The organism is Microbacterium sp. 22303 (genome assembly GCF_052045265.1).
Taxonomy (GTDB): Bacteria; Actinomycetota; Actinomycetes; order Actinomycetales; family Microbacteriaceae; genus Microbacterium.
The window spans coordinates 244247-267380 of sequence record NZ_JBQEOQ010000004.1; the positions used below are offsets into that span (position 1 = coordinate 244247).

General features: G+C 69.6%; 22 protein-coding genes and 1 tRNA gene. 7 read left to right on the plus strand and 16 right to left on the minus strand.

Going from position 1 to position 23134, the window contains the following annotated elements; translation table 11 throughout:
* Positions 1-47: 47 nt before the first annotated feature.
* Positions 48-1331, plus strand: coding sequence for a DUF58 domain-containing protein (locus ACTJI8_RS13175; RefSeq protein WP_440733887.1), 1284 nt, complete (start codon positions 48-50; stop codon positions 1329-1331).
* A complete protein-coding gene (locus ACTJI8_RS13180) occupies positions 1321-3639 on the plus strand; it encodes a transglutaminase family protein (protein ID WP_440733888.1) in 2319 nt (772 codons plus the stop codon). Before ACTJI8_RS13175 ends, ACTJI8_RS13180 begins: the two co-directional genes overlap by 11 nt.
* A 67-nt stretch (positions 3640-3706) precedes the next feature.
* Here ACTJI8_RS13180 and ACTJI8_RS13185 read toward each other — a convergent pair whose 3' ends face one another.
* From ACTJI8_RS13185 to ACTJI8_RS13195, 3 genes are all read right to left on the minus strand, one after another.
* Positions 3707-4393, minus strand: a complete 687-nt coding sequence (locus tag ACTJI8_RS13185) for a DedA family protein (protein WP_440733889.1) — start codon at positions 4391-4393, stop codon at positions 3707-3709.
* A 152-nt stretch (positions 4394-4545) separates the two neighbouring features.
* Complete coding sequence (trhO, locus tag ACTJI8_RS13190; RefSeq protein ID WP_440733890.1) at positions 4546-5442, minus strand: oxygen-dependent tRNA uridine(34) hydroxylase TrhO; 897 nt, start codon at positions 5440-5442, stop codon at positions 4546-4548.
* Between the two features lie 9 nt (positions 5443-5451).
* Positions 5452-6834 (minus strand): LssY C-terminal domain-containing protein, encoded by a 1383-nt coding sequence (locus ACTJI8_RS13195; RefSeq protein WP_440733891.1) that lies wholly within the window; start codon positions 6832-6834, stop codon positions 5452-5454.
* Between the two features lie 113 nt (positions 6835-6947).
* Here ACTJI8_RS13195 and ACTJI8_RS13200 point away from each other — a divergent pair.
* Positions 6948-7035, plus strand: a tRNA-Ser gene (locus tag ACTJI8_RS13200).
* Between the two features lie 68 nt (positions 7036-7103).
* On the opposite strand, the gene ACTJI8_RS13205 is transcribed toward ACTJI8_RS13200, so the two are convergent.
* Positions 7104-7814: a FadR/GntR family transcriptional regulator gene (locus tag ACTJI8_RS13205; RefSeq protein WP_440733892.1), complete on the minus strand. Its 711-nt coding sequence runs from the start codon at positions 7812-7814 to the stop codon at positions 7104-7106.
* A gap of 107 nt (positions 7815-7921) precedes the next feature.
* Here ACTJI8_RS13205 and ACTJI8_RS13210 point away from each other — a divergent pair, with 107 nt between their 5' ends.
* Together ACTJI8_RS13210 and ACTJI8_RS13215 are read left to right on the plus strand one after the other, a co-directional pair.
* Positions 7922-9418, plus strand: a complete 1497-nt coding sequence (locus ACTJI8_RS13210; protein WP_440733893.1) for an amino acid permease — start codon at positions 7922-7924, stop codon at positions 9416-9418.
* A gap of 25 nt (positions 9419-9443) precedes the next feature.
* Complete coding sequence (locus ACTJI8_RS13215) at positions 9444-10463, plus strand: asparaginase domain-containing protein (protein WP_440733894.1); 1020 nt, start codon at positions 9444-9446, stop codon at positions 10461-10463.
* Positions 10464-10609: 146 nt separating this feature from the next.
* Here the strand turns inward: ACTJI8_RS13215 and ACTJI8_RS13220 are convergent, their stop codons facing one another.
* From ACTJI8_RS13220 to ACTJI8_RS13240, 5 genes are all read right to left on the minus strand, one after another.
* On the minus strand, positions 10610-11227 hold the full coding sequence (locus ACTJI8_RS13220) for a GNAT family N-acetyltransferase (RefSeq protein WP_440733895.1): 618 nt from the start codon (positions 11225-11227) through the stop codon (positions 10610-10612).
* 96 nt (positions 11228-11323) lie between these two features.
* Entirely contained in the window at positions 11324-11977 is a 654-nt protein-coding gene (locus ACTJI8_RS13225; protein ID WP_440733896.1) for a phosphatase PAP2 family protein, read from the minus strand.
* Between the two features lie 120 nt (positions 11978-12097).
* Entirely contained in the window at positions 12098-13066 is a 969-nt protein-coding gene (locus tag ACTJI8_RS13230; RefSeq protein ID WP_440733897.1) for a carbohydrate ABC transporter permease, read from the minus strand.
* Entirely contained in the window at positions 13066-14409 is a 1344-nt protein-coding gene (locus tag ACTJI8_RS13235; protein WP_440733898.1) for a carbohydrate ABC transporter permease, read from the minus strand. Before ACTJI8_RS13235 ends, ACTJI8_RS13230 begins: the two co-directional genes overlap by 1 nt.
* Before the next feature lie 111 nt (positions 14410-14520).
* Positions 14521-15852 (minus strand): ABC transporter substrate-binding protein, encoded by a 1332-nt coding sequence (locus tag ACTJI8_RS13240; RefSeq protein ID WP_440733899.1) that lies wholly within the window; start codon positions 15850-15852, stop codon positions 14521-14523.
* Between the two features lie 235 nt (positions 15853-16087).
* Here ACTJI8_RS13240 and ACTJI8_RS13245 point away from each other — a divergent pair, with 235 nt between their 5' ends.
* Complete coding sequence (locus tag ACTJI8_RS13245) at positions 16088-17107, plus strand: LacI family DNA-binding transcriptional regulator (protein WP_440733900.1); 1020 nt, start codon at positions 16088-16090, stop codon at positions 17105-17107.
* A gap of 131 nt (positions 17108-17238) precedes the next feature.
* Here ACTJI8_RS13245 and rplL read toward each other — a convergent pair whose 3' ends face one another.
* The 3 genes from rplL to ACTJI8_RS13260 form a co-directional block, all read right to left on the minus strand.
* Positions 17239-17622: a 50S ribosomal protein L7/L12 gene (gene rplL / locus ACTJI8_RS13250; protein WP_045250549.1), complete on the minus strand. Its 384-nt coding sequence runs from the start codon at positions 17620-17622 to the stop codon at positions 17239-17241.
* Positions 17623-17669: 47 nt separating this feature from the next.
* Positions 17670-18158 (minus strand): 50S ribosomal protein L10, encoded by a 489-nt coding sequence (gene rplJ / locus ACTJI8_RS13255; protein ID WP_045273388.1) that lies wholly within the window; start codon positions 18156-18158, stop codon positions 17670-17672.
* Positions 18159-18634: 476 nt separating this feature from the next.
* Positions 18635-19609, minus strand: coding sequence for a hypothetical protein (locus tag ACTJI8_RS13260; protein ID WP_440733901.1), 975 nt, complete (start codon positions 19607-19609; stop codon positions 18635-18637).
* 286 nt (positions 19610-19895) lie between these two features.
* Between ACTJI8_RS13260 and ACTJI8_RS13265 the strand changes: the two genes are divergently transcribed.
* Positions 19896-20573: a YqaJ viral recombinase family protein gene (locus ACTJI8_RS13265; protein WP_440733902.1), complete on the plus strand. Its 678-nt coding sequence runs from the start codon at positions 19896-19898 to the stop codon at positions 20571-20573.
* A gap of 21 nt (positions 20574-20594) precedes the next feature.
* On the opposite strand, the gene ACTJI8_RS13270 is transcribed toward ACTJI8_RS13265, so the two are convergent.
* From ACTJI8_RS13270 to ACTJI8_RS13285, 4 genes are all read right to left on the minus strand, one after another.
* A complete protein-coding gene (locus ACTJI8_RS13270) occupies positions 20595-21104 on the minus strand; it encodes a hypothetical protein (RefSeq protein ID WP_440733903.1) in 510 nt (169 codons plus the stop codon).
* Positions 21101-21739, minus strand: coding sequence for an LPXTG cell wall anchor domain-containing protein (locus ACTJI8_RS13275; protein WP_440733904.1), 639 nt, complete (start codon positions 21737-21739; stop codon positions 21101-21103). Before ACTJI8_RS13275 ends, ACTJI8_RS13270 begins: the two co-directional genes overlap by 4 nt.
* Complete coding sequence (locus ACTJI8_RS13280; RefSeq protein WP_440733905.1) at positions 21726-22430, minus strand: signal peptidase I; 705 nt, start codon at positions 22428-22430, stop codon at positions 21726-21728. The genes ACTJI8_RS13275 and ACTJI8_RS13280 overlap by 14 nt, the downstream gene beginning before the upstream one ends.
* Before the next feature lie 74 nt (positions 22431-22504).
* Complete coding sequence (locus tag ACTJI8_RS13285; RefSeq protein WP_440733906.1) at positions 22505-23128, minus strand: SipW-dependent-type signal peptide-containing protein; 624 nt, start codon at positions 23126-23128, stop codon at positions 22505-22507.
* Positions 23129-23134: the final 6 nt, after the last annotated feature.

Sequence of the window (23134 nt, forward strand, 5' to 3'; positions counted from 1 at the left end):
CGCGGCGCGAAGCGGATCCGCCCGGGCGGAGGATGACCGGGCGCGGCGTGAGCGCGCTCCTGATCGGGATCCTCCTGGTGATCGGCGCGAACGTGCTGGCCACGCCGGTGCTGCTGTACGTGGCGGCGCTGCTGTTCGCACTGCTCGTCCTGGCCGCGCTGTTCGTCTTCGTCCCGCGCCGGCGTGCGCGGGTGGGCCGCACGGTCGCTGCGGACCTGCTCACGGTCGGCGACGACACCTGGGTACGGGTGCGGGTGGATCTGCGCACCCTTGTGCGCCCGCCGTCCGGACGCTGGCGGGACGGGCTGCCGGCCGCCGTGCGCGGCTCGGCGACCGGCGCCTTCCCGCCCGACGACGCCGAACCGATCCCCGGCGGGACGACCACGACCATGACGTATCCGATCTCCGGGGTGCGTCGCGGGCTCGCCTCGCTCGGGCCGCTGCGGCTCAGCACGACGGATCCGTTCGGCCTTTTCGTCCGCACGGACGAGCTCGGTGACGTGACGCCGGTCACGATCGTGCCGCAGGTCGTGCCGCTGCCGCGGCTGACCGACCGCACGGGGCGCGCCGGTGGGACGGCGCAGACCTCGTCGCACCGACTCGGGCAGGGTGCGGACAACCTCTCCCCTCGCCGGTACGTCCCCGGCGACTCGATGCGGCGGATCCACTGGCGTGCGACCGCGCACCGCGGCGATCTGATGGTGCGCCAGGAGGAGCAGGAGTCGAGCCCGGACGCTCTCGTGGTGCTGGATCGCGCGGGCGCGCGCTGGGTCGGAGCCGACCGGGAGACGGACTTCGACGGTTTCGACCGTGCCGTCACGGCGTGCGCCTCGATCGCGATGCACCTCGTGGACAACGGCTTCGCCGTGGACGTGGTCGACGCCACCGGCGTGCTGATCGGCCGGCTGCGCGGGGCGGAGGACGAACGCGACGGCCTGCTGGTGAGCCTGGCCGGCACCGCGCCGCGTTCCGGCGAGCGCGATCACGGGCTGCCAGCGGCGAGCGAGGGGCATACGGTCGGCCCACTGGTGGTGATCACCGGCGCGATCGATGCGGCCGATGCCGGCACGCTCCCGCACGGCGGGGCCGGCACCCCGATCCTCATCGCGACCGCCCCCGGTGCCGACGCGCTGTCCGCCGCGGAACAGCAGGGCTGGCGAACCGCGCTGCTCGGCGACGATCCGGCCGACGCCTGGGCGGACGCCGGCGCGGGCGAGCCCGGATCCGCCTCGGCGGATGCCGCCGCGGAGCCTGGTCGATCCCCGCGGTCCGGCGACGGCGCCGGGGGCTCGTCCCGCGCTGCTCCGGAGGAGGCTGCGCATGCCCGCTGACGTGAGCGCGTACGGGGGGCCCTTGCAGGAGCGCAGGCGGGACGGCGGCCCCGTGGCGGCCGCACTGCTCACGGCCCTGGGCCTTCTCGTGACGGTGTGGCCGCTGAGCGCGGTGGTGCAGCCGGGCAGCTGGAGCGCGGGCGCCGCCGTCACGGGCGCGACGGTGATCGTCGCGGGCGCGGTCGTGCGCTCCCTCACCCGTCGGGCGCCCGCCTGGCTGGCGACCCCCGCCGTGCCCGTCGTGCAGTTCGGCACCGGATTGATCGCGCTCACGGCGTTCGTCGCGCGGCAAGCCGGGCACGGCTGGCTGCTGCCGACACCCGAAGTATGGCGCGCGATCGACGCCTTCCTCTCCGCCGCGCTCGACGAGATCCGCGGCGGTGTCGCTCCCCTCGCCCCGTCCCCCGCGGTCGCCGTGAGTGTGGCCGCGGCGACCGGACTCATCGCCGTGATGCTGGATCTCGTGCTCGTGACGCTGCGGGCGCCGCTCGTGGCGGCCGTGCTGGTCACCGCGCTCGGCGCGGTGCCGGGAGTGATCGTGCACCAGGGCGCCAACCCGGTGTGGTTCATCGGGCTCGCGCTCGCGATCCTGCTCTTCCTGCATGTGCGGTTCGCGCCGCCAGGATCCGCACGTCCCGCGACCGTGACGGAAGACGGCCGCTCCCCCGCGCGCCATGCGCCCACCGACGCGCCCCTGCGCACGCGGCGCCTCCCCGCCGTCGTCCTCGGCTTCCTCGCCGTGCTCGCGGCGCTCATCGTGTCGCCGTTGCTGCCGCTGTCCGCCTCGGGGCTCAGCATCGGCGGCGGCAGCACCACCCTCAGCGCCACCCTCAACCTGGGGCAGGATCTGCGGCGCCCCTCCCCCGTCACCGCGCTCACCCTGATCACCCAGGACGGCACGCCGCCCTACCTCCGGATCGCGACGCTGACCCGATTCGACGGCTCCACCTGGCAGCCGGACCGGCCCAGCACGGTGCCCCTGTCCCAGGGCTTCGGCGATATCACCGCCCCCGAGGGCGTCGCACTGCACAAGACCAGGACCACGATCCGCACCGCAGGGATCTCCGGGTCCTGGCTGCCGGTGCCCTACCAGGCCACCGCAGTGCGCGGCGAAAGCGGCAGCTGGAACGCCGCCGGCGACAACCGCACGGTGATCGCCGCGAACGCCGATGCGGCCGAGCAGAACTACACGATCGACACGGCGACGCTCGAGCCCACGCTCGATCAGATCCGCGCATCCACCGCCACGGGTTCCAACGCCCCGCAGGACCTGCGGGCACTGCCCGCGGGCCTTCCGGCTATCATCGCCGACAGTGCGCGCGAAGTGGTCGGCGGGGCCGCCACCGACTACGACAGGCTGATCGCCCTGCAGACCTGGTTCCGCGCCGGGTTCCGCTACTCGCTGCAGACGCCGGTCGACGACGGCTTCGACGGCACCAACGTCGATGCCGTGGCGAAGTTCCTCACCGTACGCGAGGGCTACTGCGTGCACTTCGCCGGGGCGTTCGCGCTCATGGCGCGCTCACTCGGCATGCCGGCGCGGATCGTCGTCGGCTACCTGCCCGGCACAGCGACGGATCGCCGCTCCGATGACGGGCGGGTCGTGTTCGAGGTCTCCACCGACCAGCTGCACTCCTGGCCCGAGGTGTACTTCTCCGGCATCGGCTGGGTGCCCTTCGAACCGACCGCGACCCGGGGCGTCCCGACTGCCTTCGCCGAGAGCAGCTCCGGATCCGACGACGGCACGCTGCCCTCCGCCGGAGCGACACCGCAGCCCACCACGAGCGGCGTCGCGAAGGACCCGAAGAACCTCGACGTGCCGGACGCCGGAGCCGCAGGCGCCTCGACGCCGACGGTGCAGCAGGTGATGCCCGTGGTGTGGACCGTCGTGGGCGTGCTGGTCGTGCTGCTGATCCCGGCGATGATCCGGCGCGTGCAGACGGCGCGACGTCGTGCCGCCGCGGGTCGAGGCGACGCCGTGGCGGCGTGGTCCGAGCTGCGTGCGACGCTGCAGGATCTGGGCCTTCCGGCCTCGTCCGCGGAGTCTCCGCGCGGGCGCGGTGCGCGCCTGGTGCGCGAGCGCGGCGCGGATCCGGCCGACATGGAGGTGCTCGTGCGAGCGATCGAACGCAGCAGCTATGCGCGCGCGGGATCCGGATCCGCGCCGGACGTCGGGGATCTGCGCCCTCCGCTCGATGCGATCCGGGCGCAGCTGCGCGAGCACGTGTCGCGCCGTGACCGGCTCACGGCGGTGCTGGCCCCGCGTTCGCTGCTCGGCGCGCGGCTGCTGGCGACCTCGACGTCCTGAACGCCCGGGCGGGATGCCCCCTCCCCTCACGACCGCGTCGCCCGGCAGCGTCGCGGATCCGGGATCGTCAGTGTTCGGCGGCCGTCGGAGACGCGGCTGCCTGGGACACGGTCGTCGTCGTGGACGCTGCGGATCCGGGCCGGGACGGCTCGGCATCTCCCCGCCGCCGGTGCCACCAGCGCAGCGCGTGGTCGATTCCGAGCCCCACGATGACGGCGAACACCACCGCGATGCCGACGCCCAGCAGCGGGTTGTCGTGCACCCACTGGCCGGCGAGCAGCCCGATGCCCAGTGCGTAGGCGACCCACGTGATGCAGGCGAACAGGTCGTACAGGAAGAACCGGCGGTGCGGGAATCCGGTCTGACCCGCCACGTAGTTCACCGCGACCCGCCCCCACGGGATGTATCGCGCGGTGAAGATGAGCGCGGCGCCCCGTTTGTCGAGCTCGTACCGGGCCCAGTCGAACATCTTGTGCACCCGCGGCCGGCGCATCCACGCCCAGCGCTCGGTACCGATCGTGCGGCCGAGCAGGTACGCCATGTTGTCCCCGGCGACCGCGCCGACCAGAGCGACCAGGCCGAGCACCACGAGGTTCGGCTCGCCGCTCTGCAGCGACAGGGCGGCGAGCGCGACGAGCGCCGTCTCGCTGGGCAGGATCGTGGCGAACCCGTCGATGAAGAAGAACACCAGCAGCACGGGGAACAGCCAGAGCTGCCCCGCAGCATGCAGCAGCCAGGCGTTCAGCAGGTCCATGCCCTCCACGCTACGGCGCGGGGGAAAGGCCGTCGTCATACCGGAGAGTGATGTTCCGAACTGTTCACCGCGGGCGGATGCCCAGAAGCGCAGCCTTCGGCGCGATTCTCACCTCGCCGTCGCGGGACCGGACGCGGGGGCGGCAGGGGCGTTCAGACCGCTGTCGCATGCTCCGCGCACGGCACCGCCACGCAGGTCGCGCACACCACCGCCTGATGCCGGCACGACGGGTGGGGGCAGTTCGCGGTGCGGTTCGTGGCGGCGCCGCAGCCGGCGCACTCGCCGATGACCGCCGCGTGATCGGAGAAGTCCACGGATCCGCGGCCGTCGAACACGTACAGGGATCCGTCCCACAGCCCGTCGTCGCCGAACTGCTCGCCGTAGCGGACGATCCCGCCTTCGAGCTGGTAGACCTCGCCGAAGCCGCGCGCCGCCATCAGGCTGGACAGCACCTCGCAGCGGATCCCGCCGGTGCAGTACGTCACGACCGGCCGGCCCTTGAGGTCGTCATAGGCGCCCGAGTCGAGCAGCCCCACGAAGTCGCGCGTCGTCTCCACCTCCGGCACGATCGCTCCGCGGAAGCGGCCGATCCCGGCCTCCAGGGCGTTGCGCCCGTCGAAGAACACGACGTCGTCCCCGCGCTCTCCCACGAGTTCGTGCAGCGCATCGGGGCTCAGCCGGGTGCCGCCGCCGACCACGCCGTGCTCATCGACCTGCAATTCGTCCGGGGCGCCGAACGAGACGATCTCGTCGCGGACCTTCACGCTGAGCTTGGGGAAGTCGACGCTGTGCCCGTCGGCATCCACCCCGGTGCCCTCGCTCCACTTCACGTCCGCGTCGCGGAACGGCGCATAGGAGCGGAACGAGCGCAGCCATTTCTTCACCGCGGGCAGGTCACCGCCGAGGGTGCCGTTGATCCCGTGCTTCGAGATCAGGATCCGCCCGCGCAGGTGCAGTGCCTCGCACAGGTCGCGCTGCCAGAGCCGGATCGCCTCCGGATCCGACAGGGGCGCGAAGGCGTAGAACAGCACGATCTTCGGGGTGGGCACCCAGCGATCCTAGTCGCGCTCCTGCGCGGTCTTCCGCCGCGCCCAGGCTCCGGCCGACTCGCTGGACAGGGCGAGCAGGGCGAGGCATTGCAGCGACGCGGCGAGGAGCGTGCCGTTGAGCCCGAGCGTCGCCGTGCCGTCGAGGTAGTCGATCGCGGTCGAGAGCACGCCGATCGCCAGCAGCACCATCAGGATCGCCCGGGAGCGCCGTCCCCGCCGCAGCACGAACCAGGCCATGAGCAGCTGCGCGAGCGAGACGAGCACGCCGAACCCGAGGAAACCGATCAGCACGGCCACCTCGGGTGCCTCGCCGGAGGAGAACAGCGCCCGCACGCCCGGGTCGGCCGCGGCCCCGACCGTCAGACCGAGCACGTCGATGATCGCTCCGATCACGACGACGCCGACGGCGAAGAACGTCGACAACGGCGCCCGCCGCATGGACCGCTCGGCCGTGGCGCGCAGCGACTCGCCGTGACCCTCACGTGGAAGGCCCTCGGCCGACTTCGTGCCGGAGAGATCGTCGGCGCCCTCGTCCGCCTCGCCGCGGGCCGTGCGCACGCGGGTCACGTCGAGGATCGGCAGGTCGCCATCGGTGATGAACCGATCGCCGCCGCCATTGCGGGAGTGGTAGCCGGTGGTGAAATCGTGCAGGAGGCGCAGCTGCACGGCGGGATCCGCGTCACGTGCGCTCTGCACCACGAAATCGCGTTCGACGTCGGTGTTCTCGTCGATCCGGTGGGTCACCTGCAGGGTGAACAGGCTGAGCCCGACATCGGTGTCGTAGGTGCCGGCCCCGAGCCAGTCCGTCTTCGCTCCGCCGGGCAGCAGCCAGCCCGGCGGGCAGTGCCAGAACCGCACGTGGTGGCGCTGCTTGGGGTTGCCCGCCACCTCCTGCTGGTATGCGACATCATGCCGTCGGCCGAACAGCATGAGCGGCGAGACGGGTGCCGTCGGATAGCTGCGCCGAGTGAGCGTGGACGCGATGATCCCCCACGTCGAGGCGGCGGTGATCTCGTCCGCACGGTGCCACCCTGCCCTGGTCATCACCTCATCGAGCTGCGCCGCGGTGCCGTCGACGCCGAGGTTGACCGGATCCCCGAGCAGGCCGTCGCCCGTGCGCGTGCGCCCGAAGAAGTAGTCCGGCACGTAGAGGTCGCTGAGCAGGCGGTGCAGCCGCGGCAGCACGAGATACGCCGTGATCGCCCACACGGGGATGAACAGCAGCAGCGCCCACGGCGAGCGGAAGCCCTCGATCGAGATGATGATCGCGAGCCAGACCGCCGAGGCCGTGCCGATCAGGAACGCGATCCGGTCGAACACCGTGGAAGACGGCAACGGCTGCTGCATCTGCAGCGCCCAGCGGCGCCTCGACGGGTGCTGCGCGTCGCTCACGGCTGCCCTCCTTCGCGGTCCTCTCTCATCCTGGCACGGGGGCCGGGCGCCCGCCCGGCTGCCCGGTCAGGACCATCCCGTCGCATCGGATAGGATGGTCAGGTTGTATTCCTGGTGACGTGTCCGAGCGGCCGAAGGAGCACGCTTGGAAAGCGTGTGTTGTGCAAGCAACCGCGGGTTCGAATCCCGCCGTCACCGCCAGATCGAAGGCCCTGACTCCCCCAGAACCGCTGGGGAGCCGGGGCCTTCGTCGTGAACCGGCGCAGCGGCTACTCGCTGAGTGCCTCCGCGACCCGGAAGAGGTGGCGGGAGAGCATGTCCCGCGCGCTGTCGGCCGAACCCGATGCGATCGCGTCGACGATGCGCGCGTGCTCCTCGTCCGAGGAGGACTGCCGGGCCTTGGTGATGTTGAGGAACTCGGACTGGGGATCCAGAGCCTGCCGCAGCGAGTCGACCATGGCTGCGAACACGGGATTGCCGCTCGCCTCCGCGATCAGACGGTGCAACTCCCCGTCCAGGCGCACCCAGGCGCGCAGGTCCGCGGTGTTCCGCATGCGCTCGACGAGGGCGCGCATCCGGTCGAGCTGGTCGGGGGTGCGGCGTTCCGCGGCGTATCCGGCGGCGGGGATCTCGATGTGCGGCCGCGCCTCGATGAGATCGACCGCCGAGTAGCCGCCGAAGGTGAGCCCCTGTCGCGGGCTCTTGGCACGGATGTACGTTCCGCTGCCGGTGAGCGTCTCGGTGAGGCCGAGCGTCGCGCACGCGCCGAGCGCCTCGCGCAGGATGGCGCGGCTCACGCCGAACCGCTTCGCCAGCTCGACCTCTCCGGGAAGCCGGTCGCCGACCGCCACGCCGTCGCTCGCGATGAGTGCGAGCAGCGCCTGGAACGTCGCCTCCGCGGCGCTGACGCGCTTGATCGGGGTGACGGGAACGGCGTCCTCGAGCACGATCCACCTCAGCTCTTCCGGAAGCCTCAGCATACCGGCGCCCCTGCGGCCCCTTTGCGCAGCAGCACGCGCGCACCCTAAGCTGTCCGACAGCTGGACAGAAACTGTCCAACCAACCGCCGATGAAGGAAGGCTTTGGGGTGACGCAGAACAAAGAGGTTCAGGTCGAGAACGGGCGACAGGAAGCCGTCGCAGACGTGGGCGACCAGGGGTACAAGAAGGCGCTCAAGCGCCGGCACATGAACATGATCGCCATCGGCGGATCGATCGGAACCGGCCTGTTCCTCGGCGCGAGCGGCCGCATGGAGATCGCGGGACCCTCACTGGCCGTCGTCTACATCGTCTGCGGCCTCTTCGCGTTCATCGTCGTCCGGGCCCTGGGCGAGCTGGTGATGTACCGCCCGTCGTCGGGCGCGTTCGTCTCGTACGCGCGCGAGTTCATGGGAGAGAAGGGCGCCTTCACGGTCGGGTGGTTGTTCTTCCTCGACTGGGGCACGACGGTGATCGCCGACATCACCGCGATCGCGCTCTACACGCACTTCTGGTCGTTCTTCACCCCCATCCCGCAATGGGTGATCGCGCTGGTCGCGCTCGTGATCGTCATGGCGATGAACGTCACCTCGGCGGTGCTGTTCGGGGAACTGGAGTACTGGTTCGCGCTGATCAAGGTGGGCGCGATCGTGCTGTTCGGCATCCTGGGCGTCTACCTCATCGTCACCCAGACGCCGATCAACGGACACACCCCCGGCCTCTCGATGATCGCCGACAACGGCGGGTTCTTCCCGATGGGGGTCGGGGCCATGTTCGTCATCGCCCTCGGCGTCGTCTTCGCATACGGCGGCACGGAGATGGTCGGCGTCGCCGCCGGCGAGGCCCAGGACGCCCGCTCGGTCGTCCCCCGCGCGGTCAACTCCATCATGTGGCGCATCATGCTCTTCTACGCCGGATCGGTCGTGCTGTTCACGCTCCTGATGCCGTGGAACGCGTACAAGGCGAACGAGAGCCCATTCGTGACGGTCATGAGCGCCATCGGGATCCCGCACGCCGGCGACATCATGAACCTCGTCGTCCTCACCGCCGCCATGTCGAGCCTGAACGCCGGGCTGTACTCCACCGGTCGCACGCTGCGCTCGCTCGCCATGGCAGGCACCGGACCGAAGTTCGCCAAGCGGATGAACAAGGCAGGCGTCCCGTACGGCGGGATCCTGATCACAACCGCGCTCGGAGCGGTCGGAGTCTTCCTGAACATGGTCGTCCCCGGTCAGGTGTTCGAGATCGTGCTCAACCTCGCGGGCCTGGGAATCGTCGGCGTCTGGGCGTCGATCATCGTCTGCCATTGGCTGTTCATCCGCAAGATGAAACGGGACGGACGGGAGCGCCCGGCGTTCCGTCTGCCGTGGGCGCCCGTCACCAACGGCGTCACCCTGGGATTCCTCGCGCTGGTCGTGCTCCTCATGGCCCTCGATCCGGGGGTCGGGCGCATCACCCTGATCGCGTTCGTCGTGGTCATCATCCTCCTCGTGATCGGCTGGTACGCCGTCCGCGGGCGGATCGACGCGCACGCGCTCACCACGGCGATCGACGTACGACCAGCCGGCATCGACGACGCTCCGACCGCTCCGGGCGCGAATGACTGAGCAGCAGCAGACGCCGGGAGGATCCGTGGCCGCCGTCCGGCCCCGGGCCTCCCGGCCGCTCGCGGTCCTGTACACCGGCGGCACGTTCGGCATGGTCCCCTCGGCGCACGGCCTGGTTCCGAACCCCCGTCTTCGGAGCGAGATCGAGGGCCTCATGGCGGGAGTCAGGAGAACCGACGGCCAGCCGATCGAGTGGGTCTACTCGGAGACCGAACGCGCGATGGACAGCGCCGAGATGGACTGCGAGGCGCTCGGCCGGCTCGCCGATCAGCTGCGGGAGATCATCACCCGCGACGATCCCCGCGCGGTCGTCGTCATCCACGGCAGCGACACCCTGGCGTACAGCGCTGCGTTCGCCGCCTTCGCGGTCGCCGATCTGGCGACGCCGATCGTGTTCACGGGAGCGCAGCTCCCGATCGGATTCGAGGGCACCGACGCGATCGACAACTTCTCCCTCGCGATCTCCGCTCCCGACCGGCAGGCGCTGCAGGGCGTGCACATCGCGTTCGGCGGATCCGTGCTGCCCGCCGTGCGGGCGACCAAGCGCTCGGCCCAGAGCCTGCGGGCGTTCGCCGCACCACGGACGCTCGCGGCGGAGCCGGCGGGGGTCGACGACCGGCTCGCCGGCGCGCTGCGACGCGCGGCCGGCGCACCGGCGCCGAGAACCGGACTGGTGAAGGTCGTCCCCGGTGTGAACGCACCGCAGCTGGTCGCAGCGATGAACGAGTGCCCGACCGGGATCGTGCTGGAATGCTACGGATCCGGGACGGCACCGGCCGTGAGCGGCGGGCTCGCCGATGCGATCCGCGCCGCCACCGGGCGAGGCACGGTCGTGCTCGCCGTCACCCAGTGCGAGGACGGATCGGTGGTGCTCGACCGGTACGCGGTCGGATCCGCCTTGGCCGACGCGGGAGCGATCAGCGCCGGCGACATGACCAGCGAGGCCGCGCTCGGAAAGCTGGGTGCGCTGGCTCGTGCGGGCTTCGCGGGCGCCGAGCTCAGGGACCACCTCGGGACGAACCTGATCGGGGAACGGCACGGGTGAGACGCCCCGTGGCGACGGACGTGTGGTGAACGACCACCGGCCCTGCCATGAGGGATCAGACGCGGCGTGCGGTGGGCGGGATGTCGGGGGATCTCCCGCCCGCCGCACGTCGCCAGGACCGGACGACGCCGGGCTGCGGCAGGAGCTCAGAGGGCCGCTGCTGCGGGGATCCTGATCCCGTACGTCGTGCTGCCGTCGCCCGAGGCGAGCTTCGTGAAGCCGAGCCGCTCGTAGAAGGCGCCGGCGGAGTGATTGTCGGCGTTCATGGCCAGGTGCAGGCCTGGGACGCCGCGGTGAGCCAGCTCAGCGAGCAGGGTGTCGATCAGCCGCCGCCCGAGGCCCTGCCCTTGTGTCTCCGGAAGCAGGTCGATGTGCAGGTGCGCCGGGTACCCCTGCACGATCGGACCATCGCCGGGCTTCTGCCGGTCGCCATACGCGATGAAGCGGTCCTGCGGCGTCGGCTCAGCCGCACCCGATGCGCGGTAGCGGTCCCGTCGGGACGGCCACCATTCGTCGCGGAACCACGCGGCGAACGCGTTCGTGTCATCGGTGGCGACGACGTAGCCGATCACGCGCGCGTCGTCGGCCTCGACCACCCAGCACAGGCCCGGATCGCGCCGCGCGTACGGGACCGCGAACAGGTCGCCCCAGAGCGCGTCGTCCTCGAGCATGCCGGTCGCGTCGGCGCCGACGTCAGCCGTCTTCACGCACACGTCGTAGAGCCCTTCGACGTCTTCGGGGCGGAACGGGCGGATGCGTGCCACGTGGCCATGCCTTTCTCTCGGCGCCCTGCGCCTCGCTTGCGCTCGCTCAGGGACCGCGAGACGAGGGCCGCTCAGGGACCTGCGGATCCCCTCAGCCTAGCGAGGCGGATCCGCCCAGGGATCCCGCGTCTCCGCCTCGTCGAGCACGCGCGGCGGCCGGACCCAGCGCCACAGCACCGCCGCCACCAGGAAGGCCGCGCCGGCACCGATGAGCGCACCGCCGACGGTGTCGCTGAACCAGTGCACGCTGAGCACGGTGCGCGAGAATCCCATCGCCACCGTCCACACCACTCCCCCGATGGCCATCCACAGCGTCGGGAACAGGAACCACAGCACCACGGCGACGGCCGCTGCGTTCGCGGTGTGGCCGGAGGGGAAGGACCCGAAATCCGACGCGATCAGCAGATCCTGCGGGCGCGCACGGCCCAGCGACCTCTTCACGAGCTGCACCACGCCCGCGCTCACCACGAAGGCGATCAGCGCGAACAGGGCGCCGCGCCAGCCCCGCACGAGCCAGGCGAGGGCGGCGATGACCAGGGGGGCGAGGATCGTCGCGACCCATCCTCCGCCGAGCACGTTCATGACCAGCGCCCAGCCGACGAGCACGGGGCCGCGCCACTCGCCCATCTCCAGGTTCCAGGCGTCGTCGAGCGACACGATCACGCCCGGGGCCGTGGCCAGCACCACCGCGGCGACGACCGTTGCCGTCACCCCGATGATGCCGAGGATGAGGGCGAGCCGACGTGTCATCCGGCCATTCTCCCCCGGCGCGCCGTCGCGCTTCGCATCCGGCGCCGACGCCGCGCCGGTGGAACGACGAAGGCCGGCACCCGCCGAGAGCGGGGACCGGCCTTCGAGGGATTGCTCGGATCAGCCCTTCGTCGCGCCGGCCAGGAGGCCGCGCACGAAGAAGCGCTGCAGTGCGAAGAACACGATCAGCGGAACGATGATCGAGATGAACGTTCCGGCCGACTGCAGATACCACTGGTTGCCCCAGGTGCCGGACAGCGAGTTCAGCGTCTGGGTCAGTGGCAGGGAGGACTCCGGCGCGAAGATGGTCGCCACGAGCAGATCGTTCCAGACCCACAGGAACTGGAAGATCGCGAACGACGCGATGGCCGGCATCGCGAGCGGCAGGATGATCCGGAAGAAGATCTGTCCGTGGCCCGCGCCGTCCACCCGAGCCGCCTCGACGACCTCACCGGGGATCTCCGCGATGAAGTTGTGCAGCATGAAGATCGCCAGCGGCATCGCGAAGATCGCGTGCGCGATCCACACCGTCGCGAAGCTGTGGTCGACGTCCCTCAGGGTGAAGCCCGGGAAGATCTGCGTCCCGAACAGTGTGAGCCCTCGCGAGAACAGCGACAGCAGCGGCACCAGGGCCATCTGGATCGGCACGATCTGCAGCGCGAACACGAACACGAACACGAGGTTCTTGCCCTTGAAGTTCATCCACGCGAAGCCGTAGGCGGCGAGCGAGGCGATGAAGATCGGGATCACCGTGGCCGGGATCGTGATCGCCAGCGAGTTCACGAACGAGGCGCCGAGGGTGAGAGCCGTGCCCCCGGAGTTCAGCGCGTCGGCGTAGTTGCTGAGCGTGAACGACGGATTGACGAAGACCGTCCACCAGCCGGTGCTGTTCGAGTCCGCTCCGGGACGGAACGACGTGACGAACAGCCCGAGCGTCGGGATCGTCCAGAAGATCGCGATGATCACCGCGGCGATGGTGGCGCCCCTCGACGTGAGCCGCTTCTGCGCGGTCGCCTCGTTGCGGCGGGTGTCGCGTTCGACCTGGCGCTTGCTGCGATTGTCGGTGACGATCGCCTGTGTCGCACTCATCAGCGGATCTCCCTCTGCTTGGCCATCTGCCGGGCGTTGTAGATGATCAGCGGCAGCACGAACAGGAACAGCACCACGGCCAGCGCCGACGAGTGCCCGTAGCTCTGGAAGCGCTGCTGCTGGTTGACCATCTCGAAGCCGAGCACGGTGCTGTTGGCCCGACCGCCGGTCATCACCGCGACGATGTCGTAGACCTTGAGCGATGCGATCGTGATGGTGGTCAGCACCACGATGAGCGACGAGCGGATCCCCGGGACCGTGACGTTGCGGAACCTCTCCCAGGCGTTCGCGCCATCCAGCGATGCCGCCTCGATCTGCTCGGTCGGAACCGCCTTGATGGCCGCGGACAGGATCACCATGGCGAACCCGGTCTGCGTCCAGATGAACACGATGAGCAGGCAGATCGTGTTGACCAGCGGAGTGGTGTCCAGCCAGGACACCGGCTTGCCGCCGAACAGCGTCACGATCGCATTGAGCAGGCCGATCTGGTCGCCCTGCCGGAAGTCGTAGATGAACTTCCAGATGATGCCGGCGCCGACGAACGAGATCGCGACGGGCATGAAGACGAACACCTTGAGGATCTTCTCGCCGCGGGCGCGGTCGATGAACACGGCATAGGCGAGTCCGAAGATCGTCGACACGATCGGCGCGATGAGCGCCCAGATCAGCGTGTTGATGACGGACCAGAAGCCCTCCGGGTTCGTGAAGACCCACTGGTAGTTCTCGAGTGCGACGAAGTCCTTACCCGTCTTGTCGAAGAACGACTGGATGATCGTCGACACGGCCGGGTAGATGAGGCCGACGATGAGGAGAAGGGTGGCCGGCGCCATGAACAGCGTGAGCTGGAACAGGTAGCCGGAGCCCTCACGCGCGCGGTAGTCGGCGAAGAACAGCAGGCCGCCGGCGACCAGGGCGATGATCATGACGTAGACGACGGCGTTCTGGTAGGGCCGCAGCATCATGAACGCGAGCACCGGGATCGCGAAGCACGCCACCAGACGCAGCCAGAAATAGCCCTTCCCGTGCCGCGGCGCGTACTCGATGAGCACCAGCAGGATGCCCGCGACGATGGCGAACACGAGGAGCACGAGCGGGATCTGCAGCAGCGGGTTCAGCCCGCCGAGCCACGTGAAGAAGCTGTTCAGTGAGAAGCCGAGCGACGTCGGCTTCGGGTTGTCCGCCGGACCATCGGCGAGGAGGGCGATGAACACCCCGATGATCACGACTGCGCCCACGATGTAGGCGCCGATCGTGACGGATCGGGAAGCGGTCGTGCGGCCGGAACTCACGGACTCGGTCTTGCGATCGGATCGCGTGGTCTCGGTCGCTGTGGATTGCGACATAGGGACCCCTTATGACGGTTCGACGATGAACACTTTCAGGACCTTCCCGAAACGACTGCGGGGCCGCCCGCGATGGCGGACGACCCCGCAGCCTCTCAGGTGGTACTCAGACTAGTTCTTGTAGCCGGCCTGGATGTCGCTCAGGACCTGATCCGTCGGCTTTCCGTCGACCCAGCTGACCATGCCCTTCCAGAACGAGCCCGAACCGACGGTGGCCGGCATCAGGTCGCTCGCGTCGAAACGCAGCGTGGTCTTGGGATCCTGCAGCGTCTTCATCGCGTCCTGCAGGAACTGGCTGGATGCCAGCGAGGCGTCCGCGTTCTTGTTGGCCGAGATGACGCCGCCGAGCTTGACGCGGGCGTTCGCGAACTCGGGCGAGGACATGAACTCCAGGACCTTCTTGGTCGCGGCGCTGTCGGTGAAGCCTGCGACGAACTCGCCGCCGCCTTCGATGGTGTTCTCACCCTCCTTGACGCCGGGGAGCACGAACGCGTACACGTCGCCGTCGGGGGCGACCTTCGGCGCGGCGCCCGCCTTGGTCTTCACGTCGAGGAAGTTCGACGAGAGGAACGAGGCCTGGTGCGTCATCAGGCAGGTGCCGTCGGCGACCTTGGCCGCGACGTCCGCGAACGCGGTCGAGTTGATGCTCTTCACGTCGCCGAAGCCCGCGTTGACGTAGTTCGGGTCGAGCAGGATGGAACCCACCGCGTCGAAGGCCTGCTTGATCTGCGGGTCGGTGAACTTGACGTCGCCCGCGACCCACTTGTCGTAGACGTCGGTGCCGCTCTGACGCAGCACGAGGTCCTCGATCCAGTCGGTGCCCGGCCAGCCGGAGGCGTCACCCGAGGCGAAGCCCGCGCACCACGGAGCGGCACCGGTCTTCTCCTGAAGCGTCTTGGTGAGTGCCAGCAGGTCGTCCCAGGTCTTCGGCACCTCGACGCCGAGTTCCTTGAACTTCGCCGGCGAGTACCAGACGTAGCCCTTGACGTTGGCAAGCATCGGGGCGGCGTAGAACTTGCCGTCGATGGTGCCGTACGTCTTCCAGTCCTTCGACCAGTTCTTGTCGACGTTGGCGGAGACCTCCGAAGGGGCCTCCTTGACCTGACCGGTGCCGACCAGGCTCTTCAGCAGACCCGGCTGCGGCACGATGGCGATGTCCGGGGCGCTACCACCGGACACCTTGGTGACGATGTTGCCCTCGAAGCCCTTGTCACCCGTGTAGACGACCTTGATGCCGGAGTCCTTCGTGAACTGGTCGAAGGACTTGTTCAGCAGATCCGCCTCGGATCCGGTGATACCGCCGGAGATCTTGACGGTCTCCCCCTTGCCGGACGAATCCCCACCGCCGGACGAGCCGCCTTCGGCACAGCCCGCGAGCGCGAGTCCGGACACCGCAAGCAGCGCCAGAGGCGCGATCAGGCGACGTCGCTGAGACATTCCCATACGTTTTCTCCTTCGAATTCGCGGGGTCGAGTTCCCCAGCGCTGGGGGCTCCTTCAGGAACCGCTTCCAGGCGACACTAGTGACCCTCGTACCCATTGCGCAACGTGCGTCGGATCACAACTGGGTAACCGGGCTCGTCGCGGGGCCGGATCCATGGGAGCGCTTTCAAGGAACCGGTTCCATAGTGTGTGAGATATCGCTATGGTGAGGGGATCCGTTTCGAGGAGGACACGCCGTGACCGGGATCATCGACGTCGCACTGCGGGCGGGCGTGGCGAAATCGACGGCCAGTCGCGCGCTCAGCGGGAACGGCTACGTGTCCGCAGAGACGAGGGAACGCGTCGAGCGCGCCGCACGGGAACTCGCCTACTCCGCGCACTCCAGCGCGTCGAGCCTGGCCACAGGGCGCACCTCGACGATCGGCGTCATCATGCCGATGGCCGACCGATGGTATTTCGCCGAGCTGCTCGCCGGCCTCCAGCAGGCGCTCATCGCCGACGGCCTCGACCTCGCGCTCTACGGCGCCGCGGAAGGCAGCGCCGAGCGCGCCCGAATGCTCGATCACGCCCTGGCCGGTCGCCGCTTCGACGGCATCATCGCCGTCTGCCTCCAGCCGGGAGCGCACGAGCTGGAACGCCTGGCGGGCATCGGGCTGCCGCTCGTGTCGGTCGGACCGTTCACCGAGGGGGCCGACACCGTCACGATCGACGATGTGGCGGCCGCACGGGTCGCCACGGAGCATCTGATCGACCTCGGCCACGAGGACATCGCGTTCCTCGGCGACGCGCTGGACGGCGACCGTTTCAGCTACGGCGAGCACAAGCGCCTGGACGGCTACCGCCAGGCGATGACCACCGCCGGGCTCGAGCACCGGATCCGCGCGGTGCGCACGACGTCCACGATCCCCGAGGCATTCGCCACGGCCGCAGCACTGCTCGCCGATCGTCGTCACCGCCCCACCGCGATCGCGGCTGTGTGCGACGAGGCGGCCGTGGGCGCGATCATCGCCGCGCAGCGCCTCGGCATCGGCGTACCCAGCGAGCTGAGCGTGATCGGGATCGACGACCACCGCTACGCCGAGATGTTCAGCCTCACCACGATCCGGCAGAACCCACGGGAGCAGGGCATCGAGGCGGTTCGCCTGCTGCAGGCGCGGATGCAGGACACCGACGCGCCCCTCGAGCACGTGATCTCGCCGGCGACACTGGTGGCCCGCCAGTCGACGGCGGTCCCACGCCTGGAAACCGCCCGCTGACCTGCTGCCGAGCCGCTCGACGAGCTCGACGAGCCGGATCTGCCAGAGACGCACGAAGGCCCCGGGAGAACCCGGGGCCTTCGCAGCGTCGGAACGCGAGGAGAGGCGCCTTGCGCCTCGCTCGACGGACCTTACTTGAGGGTGACCGTCGCGCCGGCCTCTTCCAGGGAAGCCTTGGCCTTCTCGGCAGCTTCCTTGTTGGCGCCCTCGAGGACGGCCTTCGGGGCACCGTCGACGACAGCCTTGGCCTCGCCGAGGCCCAGCGAGGTGAGCTCGCGGACGACCTTGATGACCTGGATCTTCTTGTCGCCGGCAGCCTCGAGGATGACGTCGAACGAGTCCTTCTCCTCCTCGGCCTCGGCAGCACCAGCGCCACCCGCAGCGCCGGCGACGGCGACGGGAGCAGCAGCGGTGACGTCGAACTTCTCCTCGAACGCCTTCACGAACTCGCTGAGCTCGACAAGGGTCAGACCAGCGAACTGGTCGAGCAGCTCCTCAGTGGTGAGCTTCGCCATGATGTTTCTCCTAATAGATGGGGTTTTTGGGAAAAGACCGGGGAGGCTCAGGCAGCCTCAGCGGTCTCCAGCTTCTCGCGAAGAGCGTCGATGGTGGCCGCAGCCTTGCCCATCGTCGCCTTCATCATGCCCGCGGCCTTCGCAAGCAGAACCTCACGGCTCTCCAGCGAGGCGTACTTGTTGACCTCGTCGGCACTCAGGGCGTTGCCCTCGAAGATGCCGCCCTTGATCACGAGAAGCGGGTTCGCCTTGGCGAAGTCACGCAGAGCCTTGGCGGTGGCGACGAAGTCGCCGTGCACGAACGCGACGGCCGACGGACCCTTGAGGTCGTCGTCCAGCGCCGTGATCCCCGCGTTGTTCGCGGCGATCTTGGTCAGCGTGTTCTTCACCACGGCGTAGCTCGCGTCCTGACGGATGTTGTTGCGCAGCTGCTTGAGCTGGGCAACCGTCAGACCGCGGTACTCGGTCAGCAGGACGGCGTTCGAGTCCTCGAAATTCTTCGTGAGCTCGGCGACCGATGCATCCTTCTGCGCCATGGTCACTCCTTGATGAGTACGGGATGCTCCACGGCGGTGGAGCACCGACCTCGACCGCCGCGCTCTGCAGGCAAACAAAAACGCTCCGGCGCAAGCGCACGGAGCGTGATCCAGGATCTGGAGATCGTTCGTGACACCTGCGCGGGCCTCTGCTGATCGGATCCAGGATCCGGCAGTGCTTCGATCGCCTCATGCTCGCGCACACGACGATGACCAGCGGTCTTCGGTTACGTCAAGACTACGGCATCCTGCCCCCTCGCCCAAATCGAGAAGAGCTGCCGCCACAGGATCCCGGTCAGACACGCGGCCACCCGCCACCTCCCCACTCGTCTCCCGTGCTTGCCTCCTGCATTCCGCCGACCGCGCATGCTCTCGACGAGCCCACACGCTGTTGGCGCGTGGGAGATGTGTTCTCGGCGAGAGCGTGTGCACTCGGCGCACGCCAGCCGCTCGCAGAGACGGAACGAATCCGTGAGTCAGGGCGGGCAGATGCCGAACGAGCCGAGACGCCGCGCCAGGCCTTCATCCGTGCGGATGTGCGACGAACCCCATCGGGCCATGCGCCGCTGCGTGCGGCCGCGGATCCAGTCCTCGCGCTGCTTCTCCGCGAGCAGGACGTCCTCGATCGAACGTCCAGAGCGCATCGCCTCGTCCCGGTACTTCGTCTCGCCGTCGAACTCGCCGAATGCGCGCACATCGTCCAGTCCGAAGTCGACGAAGTACATCTGCCCGTCCGGCGCCGGCACGCCGACCTGCAATCGCGGTGCCGCGAAACCCAGCCGGTGGAGCCGCAGCCTGCTCACGCTCTCTCCGGGGAGCTGCGCCCGACCGTCGGCGAAATCTGCCACCCAGCGCGCCTGCCTGATGCCCCGCGCACCGGCCGCCTCCTCGAGCCGCTGGGCGAGGCCGGCCTGCCAGGACTCCACCGCATCGAGATCCCACTCCCGCCCTCGGAGCGCCATCATCCGCTCGGCAGCGTCTGCGGCGCTGACCGCCGCCTCCAGTGGCATCGACCGCGCGAGATCGAAGACGGTCCGCGACAGGCTCGTGCACCGGATCCCAGAGATCACCGAGGTGTCGAACGACCCGAGCGGCGCCACGTGGCGCTCGACTCGGACGTTACTCGAGGCGCGTTGCGGAACGCTGGACGTGATGTGGACGCGATCCGGCGCCATCCGATACAACGGCAGACCCCAGAGGACAGCCGCCGAGACGTGCGACATGACGATCGGACCGCGGGCCTCCCGTGCCGCAGCGACGACCTCGATGAGATGGCGCTGCTCGGGCCACATCACCTTCCATACGCCGACATCGACGTACCACCCCCGCCGCAGCTGGTGGAGCGTGCGGTCACGGACGGCTGAGGCCAGGTCCCGGTCCGTCCATCCGGCGCAGAGAAGCGCCTGCCGGGACCGCAGCTCGGGTGCGAGTTCGAGAACGTCGTTGACCATGCGTCATGGTGTACCGCGACCGCTGCACCATGGGGACCGAGTCCCGCAATCAGTGCAGAACCTCCCGCGACCTCGTCGTGTGCGGGGCGCAGGCTCGCTCGCCGCTCCGGTCGACGAGTGCACACGCTCTCGACGAGCACACACACTGTTCGCGCGAGGAACGTGTGCTCTCGCCGACAGCATGTGCACTCGGAGTCCGGGAGGCCGGGCACGCGACGGGACCGCGCCACGGGATCCCCCGGCGTGCCAGGTCGGGAGCGTCGGCGGGCGGAGGTAGCCTCGATGAGTGACCCCGGAACTCGAAGCGCGCATCATCGCGGATTCCCGCGATCGGGTGGCGTGGCTGCGGGCCAGGGCGCGCGGTATCACCGCGACGGACGTCGCCGGGCTCACGAGCGAGACGTCGATCGCCCGCGCGGCGGATGCCAAGCTCGGCGCGGGGCCCCGGTTCGGCGGCAACGCCTATACCGACCACGGCCGGCGTCGCGAACCGGAGATCGCCGCCTGGGTCGCCGCGACGCACGGGATCATGCCCTCGTCTGCACTGTTCTGCGCCGAGGTCGAGAAGCGGCACCTGGCCACCCCGGACGGCATCGTGCAGGAGCCGGACGGTCGCGTGCTTCTCGCTGAGATCAAGACGACCAACAAGTCGTGGCGCTCCATCCCCCGCACCTATCTGCGCCAGGTGTGGTGGCAGCAGCATGTGCTCGGTGCCGAGCGCACGCTGTTCGTCTGGGAGGAGCATGACGACTTCCAGCCGATCCACGACGAGCCCAAGTCGGTGTGGATCGACCGTGACGACCGCGAGATCGGCCGCCTGGTCGGGCTCGCCACGCGCCTGATCGATGAGCTCTATCACCGCACGACAGGCCAGACCCCTCCGCGGCCCGCACCGGCCGCACCCAGCAGCCGGGATGCGCTGCGCGAGCGTGACATGTTCCGCGCGCTGGCTCTCGCGGAGTGAGCGCGCGCAACGCTCACTCCGTCACGTGCAGTGCGGATTGGCCCCGAGTGCGCCTGTCGTCAGCGTCTTGACCAGACTCGCCGAATGCCAGTTCGTACCCACCTGATTCGTGACCGTGAAAGTGACCGTGCTGCCCAGGACGTTGTTGAGGATGCCGCCCAGCAGCCCCTGATTGAGAACCATGGTGTGGGTGTACGGTCCTGCCCCTGAGCTGGAGATCGCCGCCGAGTAGTTGGACGGGTTGGCTGTCAGCGTGCTGATCGGGGCCGTCGTCGGCGACAGCGGATACGCCGATTGCCAGGTCACGGTGACGCCGGTCAGGATGTTGAGCGCCTTCGTCGGCGTGCACGTCAGGTTCGTCGGATCCGAGAGGGTCGCAGCCGTCACGGTGCCGCTCGCGACGTACTCCCCATCCGAGTACGAGGCGTCGGTCAAGGTCGGCCGAGGCCAGAGCAGCGCCGCCGCGCATGCTCCGACGACGAGCGCGGCGAGGACGCGACGTCGCCACGACGAGCGCTCCGCGGCGGTCATGAGTCCCCTCCTCTGCGGCGACGCGCGAACACCGACAGCAGCGCCGCGGCGACGAGCAGGACTCCACCGGCGACGATCGCCGGCAGCGGGAGGGATCCCCCGGTCGCCGGCAGCTGCGCCCCGGGCCCCGTCTGGATCCGATCGCCGAACCCGTCCGCGTGGACGCGGATCTGCGTGGCTCCCGCCCCGCGGTCATCGGCGAGCCGCACGTCCAGGCGGACGTGTGCGACGTCGTCGGAGGAGAACGCGTCGAGCTCCACCGTGCGTCCGTCGCGAGGAACTCCCCACCCGCTGCGCAGCAGGTGGGAACCGGGGTCGCAGTTCTCTCCCTGCCACGCGACGGGGCAGAGTCGGACGTCGACCGCGACCGGCGCGTCCCCGAGAGCGCTGATGCCGACACGGACGGTGCCAGGACTCGGCGCAGCTGCGCTCACCTCCAGATCCCAGCGAACGCTGACACCCGGCCCCATCGTCGAAGCCGCCGCCCAATCGGCACTCGACACGATGCGCACGTATCGGCCCTGCACGACCTCGGTCGCCGGATCCGCCCCGGCTCCGGGCATCGGCCCGATCAGAAGCAGTGCAGACGCCAGCGCGACGAGAGCAGGCAGGGCACGACGGTCACGGCGACTCATGGCTCTCCCGTCGAGGCCCGGGTGCTTCCTCCGGACCTCTCCCGGAACCACGACCGCGCGGCCAGAACGCCCAGACCACGAGGACCGCGACGCCGATCGTGATCCCTCCGAGCACGAACGGATTGCCGAACGCCACGATCACCGGCGCGAGTCCGGGGATCGCAAAGCGCACGATCCGCACGGTCGAGACCGGATACGGCGCCACGTCATCCTGCGCGTTCGCATCGCCACGCAGAGTGAGGAGACGCTCGCCATGCTTGGAGCCGTCGGCGACAGCGCGCACCCGGTGCGTGACAGGAAGCTCGCCCGGCCGGTCGACGGTCACGACGTCGCCGACGTGCACCTCGGACGCGGGGATCTGCTGCACGATCGCGACGGATCCGGTCGGGATCGTCGGCGCCATGGATCCGGTGCGGAACATGATGAGCGTGATGTGCGCCGTGAACGCGAGGATCACCAGGACGATGCAGATGAGCCCCGCCAGCGCCACGACCCAGAGCAGGATCTCGCTGAGCACTCCGCGAACCGAGGCACGGGGCTTCCGACCGTTGTCCGCGGTGGCACCCGCCCCCTGCGCCTGCGCCTCCGCCGATGCCGTGCTGCGCGCTTCGACCCGCTCGCCTCGCCCCTCGTCCGCCAGCGCGTTCTCCCGCGCGGCGCGGCGGGTGGTCGGCTGTCCCATCTCGGTCATGCTGTCCTTCTCCCTGTGTGACGTGCGGCGGATGTGCGTTCATGGATCCGGTGGGCGGCGTTCCCGCCGAGGGCTCAGCCCGATGTCGCGACGAGCTGCCAGGTCTGCGCGATCGCCTGGCCCTGCATGCCGTTCGACGCCCCCACCGGAAGTGAGATGGCGAAGCAGTAGTACACCGGTGTGCGGTCTGCCGCGAGCGTCTGCGAGACAGCGGCAGAGGTGCCCAGCGTGGAACCGTCCGGGATCACCGCTCCGCCGCCGGCGTAGCTCGCCGCGTTGCACTGCCCCATGGCGCTCACGGTCCGTACGCCGTAGCGCAGGTCCGAGAGAGCGCCCGTCGGAGTGCCTGCGGAGATCTGGACGTGTCCCGCGATCGAGCCACTCGTCGCGCGGACGGCGAACGCCGCGTACGACGTGTTACCCGGGAACAGCCCGGTCACGGCGGGGCTGAAGCTCAGAGCCGCCGCGTTCGAATTGGTGTGCTTCGAATAGTTCGTGCCGTCGAGCGACCCTTCGACGCCGAACCTCGCCGCCGTGAACGTCCCGTTCGCGTACTCCGCGTCGTTCCAGCTCGCCAGCGTCGAGGTCGCCCCTGTGCCGAGCACGAGCCCGCCGGCGAGCAGGGCGCGGATCCGCAGCAGTCGGATCCGCCGCCCGCCGGCGCGCGGTGCCGCTCGCCTCCCCCTGCGGGTCAGCATCGCGGC